18 protein-coding genes are annotated in these 22,516 nt (G+C 38.9%); 4 read left to right on the top strand and 14 right to left on the bottom strand.

Annotation, left to right across the window (positions count from 1 at the left end):
• Nucleotides 1-141: 141 nt before the first annotated feature.
• On the top strand, nucleotides 142-2,316 hold the full coding sequence (uvrD, locus tag KO495_RS09260; protein ID WP_215980118.1) for a DNA helicase II: 2,175 nt from the start codon (nucleotides 142-144) through the stop codon (nucleotides 2,314-2,316).
• A gap of 49 nt (nucleotides 2,317-2,365) precedes the next feature.
• A complete protein-coding gene (locus KO495_RS09265; protein ID WP_215980119.1) occupies nucleotides 2,366-3,622 on the top strand; it encodes a diguanylate cyclase in 1,257 nt (418 codons plus the stop codon).
• Nucleotides 3,623-3,705: 83 nt separating this feature from the next.
• On the opposite strand, the gene rarD is transcribed toward KO495_RS09265, so the two are convergent.
• The 7 genes from rarD to KO495_RS09300 all read right to left on the bottom strand — a co-directional run bounded on the left by rarD (nucleotide 3,706) and on the right by KO495_RS09300 (nucleotide 10,397).
• The gene (gene rarD, locus KO495_RS09270) at nucleotides 3,706-4,620 is read right to left on the bottom strand and encodes an EamA family transporter RarD (protein WP_215980120.1); all 915 of its coding nucleotides are present in this window, start codon (nucleotides 4,618-4,620) and stop codon (nucleotides 3,706-3,708) included.
• 65 nt (nucleotides 4,621-4,685) lie between these two features.
• Nucleotides 4,686-5,048 carry a DUF1304 domain-containing protein gene (locus KO495_RS09275; RefSeq protein WP_215980121.1) on the bottom strand — a complete coding sequence of 121 codons (363 nt, stop codon included), beginning with the start codon at nucleotides 5,046-5,048 and terminating at the stop codon, nucleotides 4,686-4,688.
• A 36-nt stretch (nucleotides 5,049-5,084) separates the two neighbouring features.
• Nucleotides 5,085-6,320, bottom strand: a complete 1,236-nt coding sequence (locus KO495_RS09280) for an ABC transporter permease (RefSeq protein ID WP_215980122.1) — start codon at nucleotides 6,318-6,320, stop codon at nucleotides 5,085-5,087.
• On the bottom strand, nucleotides 6,321-7,577 hold the full coding sequence (locus KO495_RS09285) for an efflux RND transporter periplasmic adaptor subunit (protein WP_215980123.1): 1,257 nt from the start codon (nucleotides 7,575-7,577) through the stop codon (nucleotides 6,321-6,323).
• Nucleotides 7,574-8,767 (bottom strand): efflux RND transporter periplasmic adaptor subunit, encoded by a 1,194-nt coding sequence (locus KO495_RS09290; RefSeq protein WP_252738894.1) that lies wholly within the window; start codon nucleotides 8,765-8,767, stop codon nucleotides 7,574-7,576. The genes KO495_RS09285 and KO495_RS09290 overlap by 4 nt, the downstream gene beginning before the upstream one ends.
• Complete coding sequence (locus tag KO495_RS09295) at nucleotides 8,764-9,729, bottom strand: efflux RND transporter periplasmic adaptor subunit (protein ID WP_215980124.1); 966 nt, start codon at nucleotides 9,727-9,729, stop codon at nucleotides 8,764-8,766. Before KO495_RS09295 ends, KO495_RS09290 begins: the two co-directional genes overlap by 4 nt.
• Complete coding sequence (locus KO495_RS09300; RefSeq protein ID WP_215980125.1) at nucleotides 9,714-10,397, bottom strand: ABC transporter ATP-binding protein; 684 nt, start codon at nucleotides 10,395-10,397, stop codon at nucleotides 9,714-9,716. The genes KO495_RS09295 and KO495_RS09300 overlap by 16 nt, the downstream gene beginning before the upstream one ends.
• A gap of 355 nt (nucleotides 10,398-10,752) precedes the next feature.
• Here KO495_RS09300 and recQ point away from each other — a divergent pair, with 355 nt between their 5' ends.
• A complete protein-coding gene (gene recQ / locus KO495_RS09305) occupies nucleotides 10,753-12,579 on the top strand; it encodes a DNA helicase RecQ (protein WP_215980126.1) in 1,827 nt (608 codons plus the stop codon).
• A gap of 400 nt (nucleotides 12,580-12,979) precedes the next feature.
• On the opposite strand, the gene KO495_RS09310 is transcribed toward recQ, so the two are convergent.
• The 6 genes from KO495_RS09310 to KO495_RS09335 form a co-directional block, all read right to left on the bottom strand.
• Entirely contained in the window at nucleotides 12,980-13,729 is a 750-nt protein-coding gene (locus KO495_RS09310; protein ID WP_215980127.1) for a hypothetical protein, read from the bottom strand.
• 225 nt (nucleotides 13,730-13,954) lie between these two features.
• Nucleotides 13,955-16,135 carry a prolyl oligopeptidase family serine peptidase gene (locus KO495_RS09315; protein WP_215980128.1) on the bottom strand — a complete coding sequence of 727 codons (2,181 nt, stop codon included), beginning with the start codon at nucleotides 16,133-16,135 and terminating at the stop codon, nucleotides 13,955-13,957.
• A gap of 198 nt (nucleotides 16,136-16,333) precedes the next feature.
• Complete coding sequence (locus tag KO495_RS09320; protein WP_215980129.1) at nucleotides 16,334-18,793, bottom strand: fatty acid cis/trans isomerase; 2,460 nt, start codon at nucleotides 18,791-18,793, stop codon at nucleotides 16,334-16,336.
• A 47-nt stretch (nucleotides 18,794-18,840) separates the two neighbouring features.
• Nucleotides 18,841-19,260 (bottom strand): VOC family protein, encoded by a 420-nt coding sequence (locus tag KO495_RS09325; protein ID WP_215980130.1) that lies wholly within the window; start codon nucleotides 19,258-19,260, stop codon nucleotides 18,841-18,843.
• A 44-nt stretch (nucleotides 19,261-19,304) separates the two neighbouring features.
• Nucleotides 19,305-19,676 carry a VOC family protein gene (locus KO495_RS09330; RefSeq protein ID WP_215980131.1) on the bottom strand — a complete coding sequence of 124 codons (372 nt, stop codon included), beginning with the start codon at nucleotides 19,674-19,676 and terminating at the stop codon, nucleotides 19,305-19,307.
• Nucleotides 19,677-19,689: 13 nt separating this feature from the next.
• Nucleotides 19,690-20,322, bottom strand: a complete 633-nt coding sequence (locus tag KO495_RS09335; protein ID WP_215980132.1) for an NAD(P)H-dependent oxidoreductase — start codon at nucleotides 20,320-20,322, stop codon at nucleotides 19,690-19,692.
• A gap of 187 nt (nucleotides 20,323-20,509) precedes the next feature.
• Between KO495_RS09335 and KO495_RS09340 the strand changes: the two genes are divergently transcribed.
• Complete coding sequence (locus KO495_RS09340) at nucleotides 20,510-21,127, top strand: metalloregulator ArsR/SmtB family transcription factor (protein WP_215980133.1); 618 nt, start codon at nucleotides 20,510-20,512, stop codon at nucleotides 21,125-21,127.
• A gap of 20 nt (nucleotides 21,128-21,147) precedes the next feature.
• Here KO495_RS09340 and KO495_RS09345 read toward each other — a convergent pair whose 3' ends face one another.
• Nucleotides 21,148-22,386 (bottom strand): HAMP domain-containing sensor histidine kinase, encoded by a 1,239-nt coding sequence (locus KO495_RS09345; RefSeq protein WP_215980134.1) that lies wholly within the window; start codon nucleotides 22,384-22,386, stop codon nucleotides 21,148-21,150.
• Nucleotides 22,387-22,516 lie beyond the last annotated feature (130 nt).

Genomic DNA, 22,516 nt, shown 5'->3' on the forward strand with positions numbered 1-22,516 from the left:
TTTTTCGTAAGGCTTTACCATGAAAAGAGCCTCAACAAACCTAATGACTAAGTAAGCTTGCAACAAATAAATACCATAACAGCGGCCACTTTTACGCAAGGTTAGCCCAATCACAGACCAAAATTTAAGGCTTTTCTCCCTATGGATGTTTCAGAACTACTCGACTCTCTTAATGACAGACAACGTGATGTTGTTGCCGCACCAAAGCAAAATATGTTGGTGTTAGCGGGGGCAGGATCAGGTAAAACTCGTGTGTTAGTACAGCGTATTGCTTGGTTGATGAAAGTTGAAAACGTCTCTCCTCATAGTATTTTAGCGGTAACGTTTACCAATAAAGCCGCAGCTGAAATGCGTGCTAGGGTTGAGCAAACCGTTGATGGTAATACTCATGGCATGTGGATTGGCACTTTCCATGGGCTAGCGCATCGTTTGTTGCGTATGCATTTTCAAGAAGCTAAATTACCGCAAAGCTTTCAGGTATTAGACAGTGACGACCAAATTCGTTTGGTTAAACGTATTGTTCGTTCATTAGAATTAGACGAGAAAAAATGGCCACCTAAACAGTTTGTGTGGTACATCAATGGCAAAAAAGATGAAGGCTTACGTCCACAGCATATTGATGCACAGTTTGACCCAAGTGAAGAGCTGTTTGTGAAAGTATATAAAGCCTACCAAGACACCTGTGACCGTGCAGGTTTAGTCGATTTCGCCGAATTATTGTTACGTGCACATGAGTTGTGGCTGCATAACCCAGAATTACTGTCACATTATCAACAGCGTTTTGCTCATGTACTGGTGGATGAATTTCAAGATACCAACGCTATTCAATATGCGTGGTTAACTATGCTAGGTAAAGCGCAAAGCAAAGTGATGATTGTTGGCGATGATGACCAATCAATTTATGGCTGGCGTGGCGCAAAAATTGAAAATATTGAACGATTTTTAGCAGAGTACAACGATGCTCAAACGATACGATTAGAGCAGAACTATCGCTCGACCGCTAATATTTTGAATGCGTCGAACAAATTGATTGGCAATAACAGTAACCGCATGGGTAAAGAGCTGTGGACCGATGGCGATGCCGGCGAGAAAATTTCAATTTATACAGCCTTTAATGAAATTGATGAAGCACGTTTTATTGCTGGACGCATTAAACAATGGCGTGATGACGGTGGCAAGTTAGATGAGGTAGCGATTTTATACCGCTCTAATGCACAATCACGTTTACTTGAGGAAGCCTTATTACAAGGGCAGTTACCGTATAGAATTTACGGCGGTCAGCGCTTCTTCGAACGTCAAGAAATTAAAGATGCGCTAGCGTACTTACGCTTAATTAATAATCGTGATGATGATGCGGCTTTTGAGCGCATTATTAATACACCAACGCGCGGTATTGGTAACCAAACCGTGGCAATTATTCGCGATGCGGCACGAGGTGCTGAAACTACGTTATGGCAGGCCTGTCAGCGAATGCTGCAAGCAGAGCAGCTGAAAGGGCGTAGCGCTAAAACGATTACCAGCTTTATTAACTTAATTGATCAACTAGAAGATGACAGCGGCAATTTAGATTTAGACCAACAAGCTAACTTAGTGATTAATCAAAGTGGTTTAAAGGCAATGTACCAAGCCGAAAAAGGCGAGCGTGCAGCGCAGCGTATTGAAAACTTAAATGAGCTAGTCACTGCGTGTCAAACCTTTGAAAGTGATCCAGAGTTACTGGAAGAGCAAACACCGCTAACCTCATTTTTAACGCATGCGGCGTTAGAGTCAGGTGAGTCGCAAGCAGATGAATACGAAGCGGCTGTGCAACTAATGACCATGCACTCAGCGAAAGGCTTAGAATTCCCATTAGTCTTTATTGCAGGTCTAGAAGAAGGTATGTTCCCATCACAACAATCGGTTGAAGAAATAGGTCGTTTAGAAGAAGAGCGACGTTTATGCTATGTCGGCATGACAAGGGCGATGAAAAAGCTATACTTATGTCATGCAGAAAGTCGCCGCCTTTACGGACAAGAAAAATATCATAAAGCGAGTCGCTTTTTACGTGAGTTACCAGAAGAATGCGTTGAAGAAATACGTATGCAAAGCCAAGTATCACGACCTAAAAATGTTGGCAAGTTTTCAAATACTATAACCTTAGAAACCTTTGAAAACACAGGGTTCAAATTAGGGCAAAATGTTAAGCATGCTAAATTTGGTGAAGGCGTTGTACTTAACTATGAAGGTAGTGGCGCGCAAAGTCGTATTCAAGTGAACTTTGCAGACGTAGGTAGTAAATGGTTAGTTGTTGAGTACGCTAACCTACAAGCAATATAGTCGATATGTAATAACTACACTTCGGCACTATTATTTATTCGAGGTAAATATGTCACAAAGATTGTTAGTTGTAGAAGACAGTAAACCCATTGCTACGGTAATTAAACAAATAGCCCGTTCTTTGAAGTATGAGGTTGTGGTAGCGACCAGTCTAGCGGAAGTTGAAGAGTTACTGTCTCACGATAATGACTTCTTTGTGGCAACCATTGATTATTCTTTACCTGATGCTCTTGATGGTGAAGCCATTGCCTGTGTCTTATCACATGGTATTCCTGGCGTGGTTATTACCGGGAAAATGGACGATGACACTCGTCAAAAAATTCTTGCGCAGCCAGTTATTGACTATATCCCTAAAGAAAATAGCCAAGCTTTTTTATACTTAAAACGCATACTACATTGGCAGCAAACAAATGGTGACAACGCAATTTTGGTGGTTGATGACTCATCTGCGGCGCGTAATCATATTGTTGAGTTATTAAAACGTCGTAATTTTGTGGTGCATACTGCTAACAATGGTATACAAGCACTGGAAAAATTAGCGCAGCATAAAAATATAAAAATGGTGATTACCGATCTAGAAATGCCTGAAATGGGTGGTATTGAATTAACCAATGAAATACGTAAAAAATATTCGCGCGAGCAACTTGCCGTTATTGGTATTTCAGGAGCCAGTAACGGTATTCATTCGGCTCGTTTTATTAAAAATGGTGCTGATGATTTCTTACGTAAACCATTTTGTCCGGAAGAGTTTTATTGTCGTATTACGCAAAACATTGAAAGTTTAAATAATATTGCAAAAATTCAACATGCGGCAAATACCGATTATTTAACAGACCTTTCGAACCGTAGATCCTTTTTCCGCAGTGCTGAGCAGCGTGTTGTTGAGTATGTTAAGCGTAAAGTACCGTACGTATTAGCCATGATAGACATAGATCACTTTAAGAAAGTGAACGATAATTATGGTCATGAGGCAGGTGATCAGGTTTTAAAAGTTATTGCATTATATATGCGTAAACATTTTGGTGCCGGCTTAACAGCGCGTTTAGGCGGTGAAGAATTTTCGGTGTTATTACATGGTGTAGATACTGACCAACTTTATAATAAACTTGATGATTTTAGACGAGAAATAGCCGTCGCTTCAATGCCGATAGGTGAGGAGCATATATCTACTAGTGTTAGTATTGGCCTGGTGTTCGATAGTAGCGAAAGTTTATCACAGCAAATTAACTTGGCTGATAGTGCCTTATATGTCGCCAAAGAAAATGGCCGTAATCAAATAACAATATCAGGGGCGGAAGAAGAGTAAACACCTTGTTAAACAATGTAGTTTTTATTGCTTGTTAAATAGCCCAAATACTCGATAAACAATAAAAACTACGCTTTTATCTATTAAGCCATTTTGGCTCGCTTCATCGTTTTCCACGAGTCTAGGCTATATAAAGCCAATGCTGCCCAAATACAAATAAAGGTCATCAACTCAGCAGGTTTTATTTGCTCTTGATAATAAAACGTTGCCAGTAAAAACATAATACTAGGGCCCATATATTGAAAGAAGCCTAACGTAGATAAGTTTAAGCGCTTAGCTGCGGCAGTAAAGCACAATAAAGGTGCGGTAGTCACTAACCCAACAACAATTAATAGCGCATTAAGGTTCAAACTATTATTGAACATGTTACTGGTATCACTATCAACGAAGAGCCACCAAAAAATACTGGCAACGGGTAGCATTAATAGTGACTCAATCAGCAGGCCGATAAACGAGTCTATTTGCATTTTCTTTCTAATCAAACCATAAAATGCAAAGCTACTTGCGAGTGCCAGCGAAATTATTGGTAAAGTGCCTAAGACGACTAATTGTATTAATACGCCCACGAAAGCCAAAGCAACAGCAATCAGCTGATTATTACGCAAACGCTCCTGAAAGAAAATAACGCCTAACAGCACGTTAAACAAAGGGTTAATGTAATAACCTAAGCTGGCATCAAGCATATGATTGTTATTGACAGCCCAGATAAATAAAAACCAATTAACCGCGAGCAAACTTGCAGATAAAGCGAGTTTGGCAATAATTTTCGGCTGCTGGCAAGCATTGATAAACTGGGGTAACTTTTTCATTACCACAACCAGTAACAGTAAAAAGACACTCGACCATAAAATACGGTGAATTAATATTTCACCGGGGGCAATATCGGTTAATAATTTGAAATAGATGGGCGCAAAGCCCCACATCACATAAGCGCTTACGGCATTAATGTAGCCGCTGCGGTTATTATCTGATGTAGATAATGTGGAAGGAGAACTCATTGTTTTTGTCGAAATAAAGGCAATACACCAAGCTATAATAGCATGCTATCAATCAGCTATAACGCTTATACCAAAAATAAACTCACCAGTGCTAATAATGCAGGTAAGCCTTGAATCAGCAGAATGTTCTTTTTCACTGAAAAACCGCCGTATAAAGCAGCCACCAAAACACAAGAAAGGAAGAATATTTTGAGCTGCAGAGCAAAAAATGGCTCCGGGTGTAATAAAGACCAGAGTAGCCCGACCGCTAAAAAGCCATTATAAAGTCCTTGGTTAGCGGCCATTTTTTTTGTGATTGCGACGTTTTCTGGGGCAATACCGAATATTTTTCGTGTTCGTGGTTTAGTCCATAAAAACATTTCTAACACCAGAATATAGAAATGTTCAAGTGCGACTACAGCCACTAACAACGTTGATAAATATTCCATAATATTTGACCTGTTTAAAAAATGGGTAGCTTTAGCTTAATCACTTTGTAAAGCGTCAATAGGATTTAACTTTGATGCTTTAATTGCAGGATAAACGCCAAAAGTTAAACCGACAATAGCACAAATGCTAAACGACAGTACAATTGCGCTAATAGACCACGATACTGCCCATTGTGAATACATGGCAATTAGTTCTGAAAGCGCAATGCCAAAAACAACACCGAGAATGCCGCCTAAAATAGAAATGGTGAAACTCTCAGCAATAAACTGTACTTGAATGTCTTTTTGCGTAGCGCCAATAGCGCGTAGCAATCCTATTTCTTTGGTGCGCTCTAATACAGTCGCAAGCATAATATTCATAATGCCGATGCCGCCCACTAACAGTGAAATACCAGCAACGCATGACATAACAATATTAAAAATTTGCTGGGTTTGCTTTTGTTGGGCAAGTAATGCCGCAGGTACTACTAAATTGTAATCGTCTACTTCATTATGGCGTCGATTTAATAAATGACTAACCGCTTTAGCTGCGGCAATAGCGTCTACACTTTCCTCTAATTTTATTTTAAGGCTAGTGACTTCACTTGCCAAAGGTGAACTGGCGAATTTATGCATTGCTGTTTTTAGTGGGATAAATACTTGGTTTTGATCACCGCCGAGTTTGATACCTTGGAATTCTTCTTTTTTAAGGTATGGTGACGCTAAAACGCCAACAACATCAAACCATAAATGATTTATTTTGATTTTATTACCGACAGCGTCACCCATAGGAAAAAGCTGTTTAGCAGTTGATGAGCCTAATAGTGCAACTTGAGAAAATTGATTATTGTCTTGTACATTAAGTAATCTTCCAGCAGTTAAGCTAAATTGAGATAATTCAAAAAAGCTTGGGCTCACCCCTACCGCTTCACCATCACTTTTGCCTTGGGCGCTAAAAATAGTGTAGGTGTCAATAAGCTTTTGCGCGCTGTATTGGCTCACAAAAGGCAGTGATTTAGTAATAATGTCGCCATCGCGAATGGTTAAACCACTGGAATGTTTACGCTGTTCTTGCAGCTCTTTATCATCAAACGTTTTTCCCTCAATAATAATGTTGTGTAAGCCCATGGTATTGATCATTTTCATGGCCTCACGTTCGGCGCCTTCTCCTATATTTAACATGGCAATGACAGCGCCAACACCAAATATCATACCTAATAAGGTCAATAATGTGCGTAGCTTGTGCTCTCTCAGCTCAGCAAAGGTATCGATTAATAACGCTAAGTACTTCATCTAGTTTTTGTCCTTATCAGTTAGCGCAATTTGCTGATTTTTGGTTAAGCCGGTAATCACCTCAACATGACTCAAACTGGCTTCGCCTAAAGTGACAGGCTGTACCACAAAGTCATTATTTTGGTAAAGATAGACATAGGTTTGGTTCTTCTTAGAAAAAACACTTTGCAGAGGGATAAGCAGTTTATTCTTAGACTTAGCGATAATAATATTGGCATCTATTTTACTGCCAGGCATAAAAAGCGCGGTATTTTGTGTGGCTAAGTTCACAATCACTTCAAAGTATTTTTGAGGGTCGCCACGCTTAATTGTTTTAGGAAAAGGTGCAACAGACTCAACAGTGCCTTGAAAAACTTGCTCGCTGTATGCATTTAAATGAAAAGTGACGGCTTTATCTTTAGTTAATGACAACGCTTCATTTTCTAATACAAATACTTTTGCTTTCATGACTGTAATATCGGGCAGTTCAGCAATTTTTTGCCCTGGCCATAATGGCTGGCCTTCTCTTACTTTTTCACCACGCCAATTGGCTTTATATACTAGTAAACCATCATGGGGTGCTTTTACTTCTAATTGCGATAGGCTGCTATCGAGTTGTGATAGTTTGTCGCTTTGCTGCTGCTCTTGCATTTTTAATAAGCTCATATCCCCTTTAGAACTATCGCCAAAGCGATCATTTTGCCAGTGTAAATGTTCGCGTTTAGTACTGAGGTAGGCGAGGTTTTGCAGTGAGTCGATAATATCTAATTTAGAGCGAATTCTGACATCATCAATGGAAAACTGCTCGGCAAAAGACTCTTCTTTATTCACTATACCAATGTCTTTATTAATATTATTTTGCTCTAAAGCAAGTTTTGCCTGCATTTCAATAATATCTTGCTGGGTTAAGGCTTGTTTGTTTTTATGATGTTCGCTACTTAATTGCATTGCTTCGCCATCAAAGCGGGCAATGACATCACCGGTTTTTACGGTTGAAAATTCAGGGGCTAACCAAGCAATCATTTGTACGCCGTTATTTGACATAGGGGCGCTAATAACCGTTGAGGTATCAGCAAATAATTCGCCTTTAGCCGGTACCGTAATAAGGTGCTCTTTTTCTGTTACGGTATAAAGTATTGGGGTGTCTTCTGGTTCACTGCAAGCAACGATATTGCCAGCAAGCAATAACGCCATCAATACTCGTGTGATACGGTGTTTTTTGTAAGCACTGGTGAATTGAAATACAGCTTGTTTAATAAGGCTTGTGAAAATAATCATAATGCAACCGTATCTCCTAATGTAACACCTGACTTTATAACAACTTTTTGTTCAAGTACTGCTGAAGTTTCAATAAGAGCTTCGGTTTGGTTGAAGGCATTAATAATAGTGACACTAGATTGATTATTAGTGGTTTTTATTGATGAGATAGGTAAGGTGAGTGCGTTTTCAATAACCTGGGTAATTATCTCAACACGGGCGACCATACCTGGTCGCATAGCCGCGATATCATCAGCCGAAATGTTATTATCTAAAGCAATGGTAGTATCAAAAATTCGACGCTTATCGCGTGTCGATTTATCTCTAAAAACGCTGGCTAATTTAACGATTTCTCCTTGAAAGCTTTGTTCTTGCACGCTATCTATGGTGATTTTAACTTTTTGCCCGAGGGCTATTTTTCCACTGTCTGGCTCTGAAATTTGCGCTTTGAGCTGTAATTCATCGGCAACGGCAAGCTCAATAACAGGTTGTCCAAATTGAATGCTTTCACCTTTTGCGGGTTTTTCTCCTTGCCAGTTGGCAATATAAATAACCATTCCATCCATTGGGGCTTTTACTTGCAGACGTTCAATGTCACGTTGTAAAACAGCCGACTCTGCAGTTAATCGCTCAACTTTAGCAGTGGCTATTTTTAGGTTAAGTAAAGTATTGGTGCGATGAAATTTGAGCTTTTCTTTTGCAAGAAATAAATCATTGGTAGCGATGGTAAAATCAATTTCAGATTTTTTTCTATCGTTAACTGAACGGCTATTATCAATAATTTCGGCTCTGCGTTTCGCTTTTTCAAATTCCATTTGCATTTCGGCTAACGCTAACACCAGTGTTTTTTCATTCGCAGATTCTTGAAAGGTTTTATTTTCTAATTCTTGTTTAGCTTGTTTTAGCTCGGCATTTTTATCAATAAGTAAATCGGAAACTTTTTTGCTATCAAAGGAAACGAGTAAGTCTCCTTTTTTTACTTCACTGTTTTCGGGAATAATTTGCTGTATTTGGTATTGCCACATACGCTTTACTGACGGAGGTGAGATCAAAGCGGTTTTCTTTGATTCTACTTCAGCGCTTGTGGTTACTGTAAGTTCTACCGTTTCTTGTTTTACGTTTATGGTAGCAACTTGTTCGCAGCCGCTTAACGCTAATAGTGAAGCGATTAATAGCCCAGATAAACGGACTTGTTTAGCCATTAATTTCATGATTGCTTTTCCTGTAGTTCAAGTAATGCACTCATACCTGGTAGTGGCGTAATGTTGCCGGTGTTGCTAAAAGTAAATACGGTACGATAATAAACATCATTTCCCCACTCTTTACGTTCTTCTGGCTGAGTTGATATTTCAGTAAGTTTGGCTGAAAAGGTACTTGCAGGGAAAGCATCAAAAGTGAGGCTCGCACTGTCGCCTAATTGTATTTTTTTATAATCGACTTCATGCACCCAAGCTTCAATAAACAGATCTTTTAATGATGGAATTTCTGCTATTTTCCATGAAGGTTGCGCGGTCATACCGACGAACACCTTTTCGCCATTCCAAGGATGAGTACCGTAAAGTACTGGTCCGCTGCGTTGTGCATAACCACTCATTTGGGTAAGCTTTATTCGGTTATATTCAAGCTGCTGCAACTCGCGTGTTATTTTTAGTTTTTGCTTGGTAATAGCGACGTCATTTTTGATTTGAGTACGCTGGTATGATTCTTTTGCTTTGAGGTTATCAACTAAAGCTTTCTCGAAGTTTAATTGATTTGTTTCAAACTCAAATTGACTGAGAAACTCTTCGGTAATGGCTGCATCAATACGAGCTTTATCTAATAGTAATGCGGTACGTTTGGCGGCAAAGTCGGCTTCTAGTAAGTCTTGTTTAGCTTGACTGGTAATACGGTGCAACTCTTCTTGTGCGGTGATTAAGTTGACTTCACCTTGTTCTATTGCTGATTGGATAGAGCCACTGTCAAAAACAATAACTAAATCACCTTTTTTGGCAATTTCGCCTTCAGGTAGCATCCACTGTAATTGCACACGCCAGTTATCGGTTTTAGGGGCGTAAAATGTTTGGTTGTCAGCCGCATTTATACGTCCAGAAAGCAGTAGCTTTTGCTCCGCATTACTGACCAAGCTTAATAATATTAATGAGGCGCTTAGTAAAAGAGTTATTGTTTTATGCATGTTTTATCCTCAATAACATGACCATCTTTCATGCGAATAATACGGTTAGCATACGCGGCAATGTCTTCTTCGTGCGTTACCATAATAATAGTTTGGCCTTGTTGGTGTAGTTTACAGAGTAAGTCCATAATTTCGTGGGAGGTTTTTGAATCAAGGTTACCCGTAGGTTCGTCGGCAAAAATTACTTTAGGCTTATTAACTAACGCCCTAGCGATGGCGATACGCTGGCGTTGTCCCCCAGACATTTCAAAAGGTTTGTGATGTGCGCGTGAGGTTAGTCCAACTTTTTCAAGCATTTCTATGGCTCTGCTATCCGCTTCTTCACTGCCAACATGACTATAACGTAATGGTAAACTGACATTATCTTGCGCAGTTAAGCGAGGTAATAAATGGAAGGTTTGAAAGATAAAGCCTATTTTTTGGTTACGAATTTGCGAGAGGGATTCGTCATCAATATTTTTTACAGACTCGCCAGATAACAAGTATTCACCGCTGTCTGGTGTATCTAAACAGCCTAAAATATTCATTAGGGTCGACTTGCCTGAGCCTGATGTGCCCATAATAGCGACGAATTCGTTTTCTTCTATATGTAAAGATACATTAGAAAGCGCATTTACTTGCGCACTTCCTTCGCCGTAAATACGACTTATATTATTAACGGTTATCACAGGCGCTCTCAATTTTTATGCAGGAATTAATTTTAAACCTTTATCAGCGCTTAAAACTTAGCCTAGTAATGTATTGTTAATTTTTTGTGAAAGCAAATAACGAATAAGGTTGCTCTTCATTATTAACTGTAGATGATGCTATTACTGAGAAAGTAACGATGCAATAAGCCTTTGTTTTTGAGCTGAGATAACGAAATCATTAAGAAAAATAAGCTGCAATCACAAATGTAACAAAGTGTGTATTGGCACACTTAAACGAACTGTATAGGCTTAGATAAAATAAATATTTTTTCAGCGGCGCTGTGAGGTAAAATACTTTTATACTCTGACCTGTAATTATTTGAAGATCTTCCTGTTGAATACCCAAACCCCAGATACAAACACTGATAACTCAGCGCTATTACTTGAAACACTACAACACCATTTTGGTTATACGAGCTTTCGAGTGGGGCAGGAAGATATTATTAACAATTTACTGCAAGGGCGAGACTCTTTAGTGTTAATGCCAACAGGTGGCGGTAAATCAATGTGTTACCAATTACCGGCAATATTATTACCCGGTGTTACTGTGGTGGTATCTCCGTTAATTGCGTTAATGAAAGATCAAGTTGAGAGCTTAACTCGCCAAGGTATTTCAGCGGCGTTTATTAATTCGAGTTTAGCACCCGAAGTGATCAATGAAATTTTCACTAAGTTAGGGCAAGGTGAAATTAAGCTGCTGTATGTGGCGCCAGAGCGCTTAACCAATTATTACTTTTTACAAAGCTTACGTCAGTTACCATTGAGTTTGTTTGCTATTGATGAAGCGCACTGTATTTCCCAGTGGGGCCATGATTTTCGCCCAGCATATACTAAGCTGCAATGCTTAAAAGAACAGTTTCCTTATGTGCCGGTAATGGCATTAACGGCTACTGCAGATGTTACTACCCGTAAAGATATTCTAAACCAGCTGGCGCTGCACAACCCTTATATTCACTTAGATAGCTTTGATCGAAAAAACATCCGCTTTACCTTAGCGCAAAAATATAACGGTGAAAAACAGCTACTTGGTTATATCAAAAAGAAGGGTGAAGACAGCGGTATTATTTATTGTAATAGCCGCTGGCAGGTAGAAAAACTCTCTAAATATTTAGGAGCAAGTGGTATTAACTGCGCCGCTTATCATGCGGGTTTAGAGAGTGAAATTCGCTCTATGGTGCAAGAAGGTTTTACCAAAGATAATATTCAAATAGTGGTGGCAACGGTTGCTTTCGGCCTAGGCATTAACAAACCTAACGTGCGTTATGTTATTCATTATGAGCCACCACGTACGCTGGAGTCATACTATCAAGAAATAGGTCGCGCGGGGCGTGACGGCTTAAATGCAGAAGCACTATTTTTAGTCGATGAAAAAGATGTTGCCCGTATTAAGAAACGTATTAGCGAAGGTGAAAATCCGCAACGTGTGAATGTAGAAATGCAGCGTTTTGAAGCAATGAACGGTTTTATTGATGCCCAAACTTGTCGCCGACAAGTGGTACTTAATTACTTTGCTGAATACACAGAAAAAGGTTGTGGTAACTGCGATATTTGTCTTGATCCACCAAGCCAATTTGACGGTACGGTTGAAGCGCAAAAAGTATTGTCGTGTGTATTTCGTATCAAGCAACAGGGTGATATTAACCATGTGATTGATGTGTTGCGCGGCGAGTTAACCGCTAAGGTTACACAGTTTGAGCACGACAAGGTTTCTACCTTTGGTATTGGCAAAGGTAAAACGCCGGGTTACTGGTACGCCATTATTGGTCAGCTCATTCACTTAGGCTACTTACAGCAAGATATAGAGCAGCAATCAACGTTATGTTTAACCGAAGCTTCACGGAGTGCGCTAAAAGGCGAAGAGCCGTTAATGTTAGCGAGCCCACGTTTACAAAAAGCCAGTTACTGGCAACAGAAAACGCCGCAAAAAAGTTACGATCGTGCTTTATTTACTAAGCTGAGAGAGCTACGGAAAACCATTGCTGATGCTGAAGATATTGCGCCGTTTATTGTTTTTAACGATGCCACACTCTCTGAATTAGCTAGAGTACAACCAACCACCAATAATCAAATGCTTAGCGTTAGTGGTATTGGTGAGGTTAAACTCGCCCGTTATGGGCAACCGTTTTTAGCCTTGATTAAAGAGCATACGCAAGGTAAGTAACCCGAGTGCGGGTTAATTAATGTGGGCTTGTATTACCGAAAAAAGCCACGTCACCTCTTATAGGTTAGTGGCTTTGTGATATTGAATTTCTGTATAGTTGAACAGCCCAGAACAAAAAAGCAATTAGTCTTTTTCAGCTGTATCAGTTTGCTCTGTAGTGCTATCTTGCTCTTTTTTCTCATCGTGACCTTCGCCACCACATCCACCACAACATCCCATAAATTACTCCAATTATTTTTAAATTAACAATGATGTATTCTATTGATGATAATACTTGAGTAACTTACTCAAGTATTTGATGTGGATCAGTTTTTTATCTTTTGTTCTAAAGAGCTTAACGAATAACTAATCTTTTATAGAAATGCACAGCTTACCTTACATGGCGTTAATCTAAGTTTATTTATCTAGCTCTTTGAATCACTGAGTTAGTATTGCCGGGGAAAAATAATATTCTGCTCTCGTACCTATGATGAATATCATCGGCTTGCACAAGCTGGAAATAATTGCCTTTTTCTTTACTATTCATAAATTTCTTATTGAAGGTTTTCAGTGCCTCTTCATTGTCACCCTGAACAGTTAAACCACAAGTTGTATCGCCACAAGATATACCATTACTGCTGATGCCTAATTGTGCCGTCAAGTTAGCCAGTTCATCATTATAGGTCGCTTCATTTTCAAAAAAATCAGCTGATATTTTGTTACTAGATAAGTCGGTTAGTATTTCATTAAAGTTACTGCTGGTTAAAATAACATGAATTTCAGCAGATAATAAACTTCCGTTTTCCGTCATTATTTCAGTAGCATATTGGCTATCTAAATCAATAGCGCATGTAGTATTCCCCGTATTTTTTTGGCAAATCTTCTCTTTTATGTCTGCTGGAATAGCATATACAAAAGGTCGTTTTTCACCTGTGCTATTAGCTATTATTTCTTGCTCACTTGTATGATGAGAAATCGCGATTTCTTTAGCTGGCGCTATCGTTGTTTTGGCTGCTTTGACTTTCTTATTTTCTGGCGCTAGCTTGCTGGAGTTTTGCTCTACTTTGGAGTTTTGAGAAGCTAGCGTTGTATTTATTGTTTCCTTTGAAAAGTACAAGTAGCCAAAAGTAAAGAGCCCTAAAGCTAAAAGAATGATGATTATATTTTTCATAAATACGTCCTGTATAAATAATGTTTATTAGTGAGGTTATGATTTTTAACCGAGCAGACTAACTATGCCATAGCTGAACAGGGTCTACTATATAACATACGGTTTAATAAGGTTTTTATGATTATAAGATAAAAAAGCCCAAACATAAGTTTGGGCTTTCAGTGTTTAAGATATGGTTAGTACAATTTAACGCTTAATAAGTTCTACCAAATCAATCAGGTAAAACTATTTAGCTGACTGTTCAGGTAACTTGTCAAAACCCATGTTGAATAGGGTAAAGGCAAATAAGTCGGCGTAAAGGTCAATGGTTTTAGATACTGGCGTACCAGCACCGTGACCACCGTCAGTTTCTATACGAATTAAGGTTGGTGCAGCACCAGCTTGTTTCGCTTGTAACTCAGCGGCAAACTTAAACGAGTGAGCAGGAACAACACGGTCATCATGATCGCCCGTTGTTACCATAGTCGCTGGGTAGCTTACGCCATCTTTAACGTTATGCACTGGTGAGTAAGCTTTTAAATAGTTAAACATTTCTTCGCTTTGCTCAGCTGTGCCGTAATCGTATGCCCAACCTGCACCCGCAGTGAAAGTGTGGTATCTAAGCATGTCTAAAACACCAACCGCAGGTAAAGCAACTTGCATTAGATCAGGGCGTTGCGTCATTACAGCACCTACTAATAAGCCACCGTTTGAACCACCTTGTACTGCTAGGTAATCGCTAGAAGTGTAGTTTTGGTCAATTAAGTACTCACCGGCAGCAATGAAATCATCAAATACATTTTGCTTGTTAAGCTGTGTACCTGCGTTGTGCCATTTCTTACCGTATTCACCGCCACCACGTAAGTTAGCTACTGCGTAAATACCGCCTTGCTCCATCCATACCGCGCGAGATACGCTAAATGATGGCGTTAAGCTCACGTTAAAACCACCGTAAGCGTATAAAAGTGTAGGGTTTTTACCATTAAGCTCAATACCTTTTTTATGGGTAATGATCATCGGTACTTTTGTGCCGTCTTTTGAAGTGTAGAATACTTGCTTAGACTCAAACGCGTCGCTATCAAACTTAGCGCCTGATTTGCGGTAAACGTCACTTTCGCCTTTATCTATGTTGTAGCTATAGATAGTACCTGGTGTTTTGTAGTTGCTGAACGAGTAATATAAAGTATCAGCATCTTTCTCACCTGAAAGGGCGCTTGAGCTGCCAACACCAGGTAATTTAATTTCACGTACTTTGTTACCTTGGTAATCGTATTGGTAAACTTTAGAAATCGCATCAACCATGTATTCTGCGAAGAAGTAACCGCCACCGGTAGAAGCGCTTAATACGTTTTCAGTTTCAGGGATTAAGTCTTTCCAGTTTTCACGTGTTGGTGTTGTAGCATTTACCGTAACAACTTTTTTGTTAGGCGCATCAATGTTAGTTACTAAAAATAACTTATCGCCTTCGTTATCAATAACGTAAGTATCACCAAGGAAACCGTCAGCAATAGTCACTAATGGGCTATTTGGCTTAGTTAAGTCTTTAATGTAAAGGTTGTTACCTGACGTAGATACCGCACCAGAAATAAGTAAGTAACGGTTATCTTCGGTAACGCTACCACCCACATAGCGATGTTTTTCTTCAGCGGTTGCACCAAAAATAACTTTGTCGTCTTTTTGTGCTTGGCCTAACTGGTGATAGTAAAGTTTGTGTTGATCAGTTTTAGCTGAAAGCTCGCTACCTTTTGGCTTGTCGTAACTAGAGTAGTAAAAACCTTCGTTTTTGTACCAAGAAATACCTGAGAATTTCACATCAATTAATGGCTCTTCTAATACTTCTTTGGTTTCAGCATCGATAATGATGATTTTACGCCAGTCACTACCTGCTTCAGAAATTGCGTAAGCGGCAATTGAACCGTCTTTAGAAAAACTTAACTGGCCTAACGAGGTAGTGCCTTCTTTATTGAAAGTATTTGGATCTAAAAATACTTCCGCTTCGCCGCCGTCTTTTTGACGATAAACAACATATTGGTTTTGTAAGCCATTATTTTTGTAGAAGTAAGTGTAATCGCCTTCTTTAAATGGTGCGCCTACTTTTTCGTAGTTCCATAATTCACCTAAACGTGATTTTAATTGGTCACGGTAAGGGATTTGATCTAAATAGTTAAAGGTTAATTTGTTCTGTGTTTTAACCCAAGCGCCCGTTTCTTCACTGCGGTCATCTTCTAACCAACGGTAAGGATCTGCAACGTTAGTATCAAAGTAAGTATCTACTACATCACCTTTTTTTGTTACTGGGTAAGTCACGTTAATACCTTGTGTTTTTGCTGCTACTGCAGCCGTATTTTGTTCAGGTTCATTACCAGAACACGCTGTTAAAACGCTAGTTACTAACACGCTGGTTAATAATATGGCCTTATTTTTCATTCAGTTTCTCGCTTGATTGATTGAATTGACTTAAGTTATTTTATTGTTGTGAAATACAAGGTATCGCTTAAGTGTTTTCACAATTATTTTACATCTGTTCGCAGTTTAGCAGAAGTGCTATAAGCAAGACTATGGCTTGCTTTAATTATTGATACCACAAGCGGAATTTTTTTGTTACAGCACATTTATTGATGTAGATTAACGATTCTCTAAGCGGTTAAAATCTAACAAACCCGCAGAGTCACGCTGATAATTTTTATACCAAGCATGTAATTTGTCAGCGAACGCCCAGAAATTTTTATCGGTACGTCTCACGGAAAAATTGTCTTTGAGGTGTTGATAATCTTGTTCGGTTTTAAGTTCGCTTACGGCCTGTATAAAGGCGGTTAGCTGCTCAGTTGTTATTTGGAAAAAAGCATTCGGGTAAGTGCCAACAATACCGCGTAGTACACTTAAGTTATCTTCCTTAGGTAAGCGGCGTTCGGCTTCTGCAAATAAATGTGCAACATTACTATGAGCAGAGTTACTGATTAAGCTATAAAAATAATCCCCCTCAGGGCTGGTTATTGCAACATAACTTACTTGGGGTAATAAAGTGGCTGGCGCGCCTACTAAGTGCTGTAATTGTGCTAATTTTTGTTCAATACCTTTATGACTTGGAATTTTACCTTGGTGCTTTGTTTTTGAAGCTCTATTGCGATTTTTATCCTCAATATTGTAATCATTTAGCGCTGAGTGATTAGTATGTTCTGCGATTAAATCATAGAGCTCAAGTAGAGGGGTGTCGGTTTTATATTGAACTCCTGTTTCTGGTAAGTGATCAAAATTATCTGAGAAAATATAATCTTTGATCTCAGGGTTTGTATCTCTATACCAATACTCATGTACCTTACGACGTTGTGCTTTCGGTAAAAGGGTTATGAAATTACCTTCGGCTTCCATCCGTAAGAAGTCCATATAAAGTCGGGTTTTAAGTTGATGACTAACATTGCCATAAACATCGAAACCAGCGACAAGTAAGTAGTGAATACGCTCTAATAATGAATAAGAAATTACCCAAGCGGTTTTAGGGGGTTGACCAACAAAACCTTGTAATACCGAAGCGCTATCGAAATGTCTATATACGGTTAATGTTGCATTGGGGTTGCCATTACCTGCCCAAAGTAAGTTTAACCCCAGTTCTTGAGGCTTTAAGTTAAGTGATTTTATGTAGTGTAGTTTGTTGGTTAAGTACTCTTGCTGGCTTTTCGCGTATTGGCGCCAGTAGAGCAGTGAGAGTGTTTTGTCGCTTGTTGCCGCAGGTAATTGTAATAATTCGCTATTATCGGCAATAAAGTCGTTACTGTGGTATTGGTCTAAATAATCGGGATCTAAAAAAGCGACCCAAAAATGGTCTTCAATAACATTGAGTGCAATTTGTCCTCGACAAACAGGACCCTTAATAAAGTTCATAATAGAGAACTGTGCTTGTTCAAGTAAAAAGCGATAGCGTGCTTTTGCAGGAATAGCTTTAAAGGTAATAAAGGGGTTTGCAGACGTTTCGAGTGCGTAATCGGGCAGAGCTTCTACCTGATAATCAGGTTGATAAAATAGCTCTTTAAGGTAGTTTAATTTAGCTAAACCGAATGGGTAGGGCATATGTCTTTTAGCAACCACCACATTGTTGTTTTTTATAAGGCGGTAGTAGAATGGCGCTTTCTTAGTGGGTGGATCAAATGGTCTTCGGCTTTGAATAAGTGCTACTGCTTCTCCAGGAGGCGTGGTAGAACGCACTAATTTGAAATAACTATCACTGTTTTCTTGAAAGTATAAATTGGCTAAAAATAAATGCTCAAATAGGTAGCGAGCAATGAGCTTTTCTTTATTTGATTGTCCGTTAAGTAATTGTTCCCAAAGCATTATCATTTTTTCTTCAGCTTGCGTTGGTGAAGATGGCTCTGGCAATTTAGCCCCTTGCGCTAACCAATTTACTAAGGTGTTATGTTCTTGAGTTGATAATGCTGGCAATCCATAAGGCATGCCAGCGAGAGGGAAATCTCGCTGGTATTGTTCAAACTCTTCAATGGTTGGGCATTGCTGTTCTCGGTCTAATGACAAATCAAAGCTGTTATTAAGTAAAGCATCATCAGGCAATGGGTGTTGTTGTTTAAGTGCAAGCATTCGATAAAAAACGCTCGCTTGGGTATTAGCCGTAGCACTTTGCTGGCGCTCATTTAGTACTGGGAAAAAACCTTGTGCACGTGTTTTTTGTAGTATGTCACTGTTAATAGAATTTAACTCGGTTAACCCTGTTGGTATTTTTCCAGTAAGTAAGCGCTCGCCATTGTAAACTAATTCTTTATTAGCACCGCGCTCTATACCTGAAACATTTTCCATTTTTAACTGGCATGGTGCATCGTAGCAGGCGTGACAAACCACACAGCGGCTTTCTAAAATAGGTTTTATATTTGTGTGAAAATTCTGTATTTGCGCAGGAGAAATATTTGTTTGATTTATTCTATTTTCAACATTGGCCTTACCGTAAATTTTATCGTATTCCATTATGCCAATAGCAGCACAACCCGATACCAGTAACACAAAGAATAACAGTTTAAAGTGCGTAATAAATCGAAACATAGAATAAGGTAAGTCGTTAATTGCAAAAAAAGTATAAGACAAGTGTAAGCAGCTAATGTAGTGCTGTAAAGCTTGTCTTATTTTAAGCTCTACTCATAGCGGTTTCTTAAGTTGGGCAGGTCGCTATGGTACTGCACAAACTCTACTTCGTAACCATCACAGTCAATAAAGTAAACATTTTCACGATAGGGATCTTCTGCGCCATTTTTATCTATGGCAAAGCCAGCTTGTGCTAAACGATTAATAACCCCTTGTAGGTCATCAGTAACAAAAGCAAAGTGTGCTAAACCAACTTGATGACCTGTTAGGTCTCTATTGTCGCCAACGCCATTGTCATTTAAGGCAATGTACTGGGAGTCATCACCAAAATGTAGCCAGTTTCGTGACTTTCCGTACCACTGACCTTGGCCACCGCCTCTAACCTCCCAGTGGGGAAATACCGCCTTATAAAAGCTTAAACTTTTTTCTATATCAGTTACGACTAGATTAACGTGCTCTAATTTAATCATATTATTCTCCTATTTTTTATTAAGGTGCTCGTTATTGAGCTAGGCTAGGTGATTCTCCACGGTGGATATAACCGGTTTTCCCCTGCCCAATATAATTTTATTTTATTGCCGCTGGGATCTAACAGCGTTGCTTCGCGCCATAAGTAGCTCTTATTGGTTGGTAGCTCCTCAAATTGAACGCCTAACCCGATTAACTCTGTTACCCAAGCATCTAACCCTTGATGTTCAAAATAAATAATCGCGCCGTTATTAAAGCTTTCTTGCGTTAGAGCGAGTGAAAAACTAGCGCCGTCATCAGGGCATGAGAATCGCGCATAATGTGGTGTATCTACAATCAGTAAAAAGCCAAGGCGACGATAAAAATTAGTGCTTTCAGTCATATTCTTTACCGGTAAAGTAACTTGATTCATGTTCATTAGGTGCTCCTTATTACATCCCGTAAGTGTATAATTCTTCATTGTTAAATGGTTGCTCAGAAAGGTTTTTTCGGAGGTTTTTCAAGGCGCTGGCATAATGGAATAACGTATGTATGCTATAAGCGATACGATGGCGAAGCCGTTTATCACGAGAGGAAAGATCAAGCTTGACGTTGTTATTTTCAAAACGGGCATCGTTTAATACCTCTTCAACATTTCTGATGATGAGGTGATCGGGAATGGCAACTAATTTATTATTACTAAATGCATTCATTCGTAGCTCTGCAATAGGGTAGGCGCCACTAACCCCGTTAACAACAGAAACAATTAATACCGGTTTATGACCAGTTTCGTGCATTTGACACATCATTAGAAAATTTTTGAGTAAGGGGGAGGCTGTTCCACCCCATTCGGGGGTGACTACAACCAATGCATCGGCATCGGTTAGTTGTTTACTTAAACGTGCCCAGTTACTTTGCGGGTTAAATTTACTCTCATCGCAGCCATCCCACATTGGTAACGCTTGCTGGTATAAGTCTATATGTTCTATATCGGTAAATTGTTCACTGTTTTTTGATAAATAAATGGCAACTTTTTCACTTTCTGATTGAGATCGTTGACTACTACTAACAATAATTAATTTCATATTACTCTCCCATTGATATAAAAAAACCATTAAGTAAATTTTTTTGTTTACTTAATGTTTAATAAAGTAAAATGTTTATTTAATTAAGTCAACAAAATAATAAATAAAAAAGTTTATTTAATAATGAAGTTGTTGCAAATATGATTAATAATAGTGAGTAAGCATGAGCTGATATTTAGGAGTGGTGATGAAAACACATGAAAAAATAATGCAATTATTAAAAGTGCAGGGCGCGCTAACCGCTAAAGCACTTGCTGCAGAACTTGATTTAACCACTATGGGTGTTCGCCAGCATGTTCAAGCGTTGGAAGAATCTGGAGAAGTTAGCTTTAGAGATGAAAAAGCGCCTCGAGGTAGACCAACACGTTATTGGTTTCTTACAGAAAAAAGTAATGAATATTTTGGTGACCGACATAATGAACTTACCGTGCAATTAATTGATTCGGTGGTGACATTATTTGGCGACGAAGGCCTAGAAAAAATTATTGCTCACCGAGAAAGCGAGACCATGAGCAACTACCGTGTAGCCTTAGCTGATAGGTACGGTATTAAAGAAAAGCTAACCATGTTAGCTAAGTTGCGTACAGCAGAGGGGTATATGGCAAGTGTTGAGCAACAAGATGAAGTGTTTTGGCTGATTGAAAATCATTGCCCTATTTGTGCAGCAGCTAGTAAATGTTTGAATTTTTGCCGTTCAGAGCTACAAATGTTTCAAACATTGTTGAGTGAGGTTGCCACCGTGAGCAGAGAAGAACATATTATTGAAGGGGCGAGGCGCTGCGCTTATAAAGTAATGCCTATTTAATAGCGATTTTTTTTGCGCTACTATTCGCTTTTAAATGAGTAAATAAAATGTGCTCCTTTACCGCTATTATCCACGCTAATATCGCCTTGAAGTTTGTCTTTAATAAGCTTAGAAATAATGGACATGCCTAAGCCTATTCCTCCCTTATCACGGGCTGTTGTGTAAAAAGGCTCAAATACATGCTGAGCAGCAGCATCAGAAAGCCCAGCACCATTATCACGATAATTCACTGCTATCTCGTTAGCTGATTTTCGAGCTATTTCAATGGTAATCTCATTACTGGTACTCATGCTGTTTGATTCAGAGAAACCATGGCATGCGCTATTACTGATTAAGTTTGTGATGATTTGCGCGTGGATTCCAGGGTAGGTTTTCACCAAAATACTATCATCACACTCTAGCGTCAATGTGATTTGTTGGGGCTTTAATAGCGCGCGTAATGTTGATATTACTTTTTGATAGTAATCTTTAACGTTAATGTTTTCTAGCTCTAATCTATGTTGATCTGTCGCAGTTTTTTTGAAGTTTTCTATGAGCTTTTTAGCCCGCTCTAAATTTTCTCCTTGCATTGCCAAGGCACTTTCAGTGGCTTCAATATAGTGATTCATGGCCGATAAGGTTAAATCTTGATTTTTGATATGCAAAGCGAGATTTTGACATTCACCCTCTAAAATACTGTGTGTTGTAATTGCAATACCTAGCGGAGTGTTCACTTCATGGGTTATACCCGCAACTAAACTTCCAAGCGAAGCCATTTTTTCTGATGTTTGCAATTGGTTCTTTAATAATTGCTGGTCATGTAAGTGGTTCAGCTCGGCAGATAGTCTATTTGAAATGCCATTAAACACCTCCACTATTTCATCTTTATTATTAATGACCTCTCTGTACATGACACAGAGTATACCAATACACTCACCATTAATTCCTTTGATTGGTGTTCCTAGGTAGGTCTTGATAATTGAATCATTCAATCGCTTGTCTTTAGGAAAATCAGTACTAACATTATTAGTGTAATAGGAAATTTCATTGGTGCTTTCGGCGCAAGGAGTACCAGCTAAGGTGTATGTGAAATTATCTTCTACTTCGTGATTTTTCACGTTAATAATGGTTGTAGCGGTAATTTGTTTATCATCAACGCTGGCAATAATACATTGATCAGGCTTGAGTAAGTCACTTAAAGACAAGGCTATACTTTTAAAAAAGGCGTTACCATAGCTATTTGAAATAGACTCAAAAACACTACAAACTATGCTGGACATTACTAATCCTGTTTATTTTTTATTTTATAACTATGGCAGAATATACTTTTTTTTCCATAAAACCGTTAATCAATAAGTAGATATCGTTCAATACTTCATCAATAACTTTGTTGATCTAATACAAACTTAG

The sequence above is a fragment of the Colwellia sp. D2M02 genome, assembly GCF_018860755.1.
GTDB lineage: Bacteria > Pseudomonadota > Gammaproteobacteria > Enterobacterales > Alteromonadaceae > Colwellia > Colwellia asteriadis.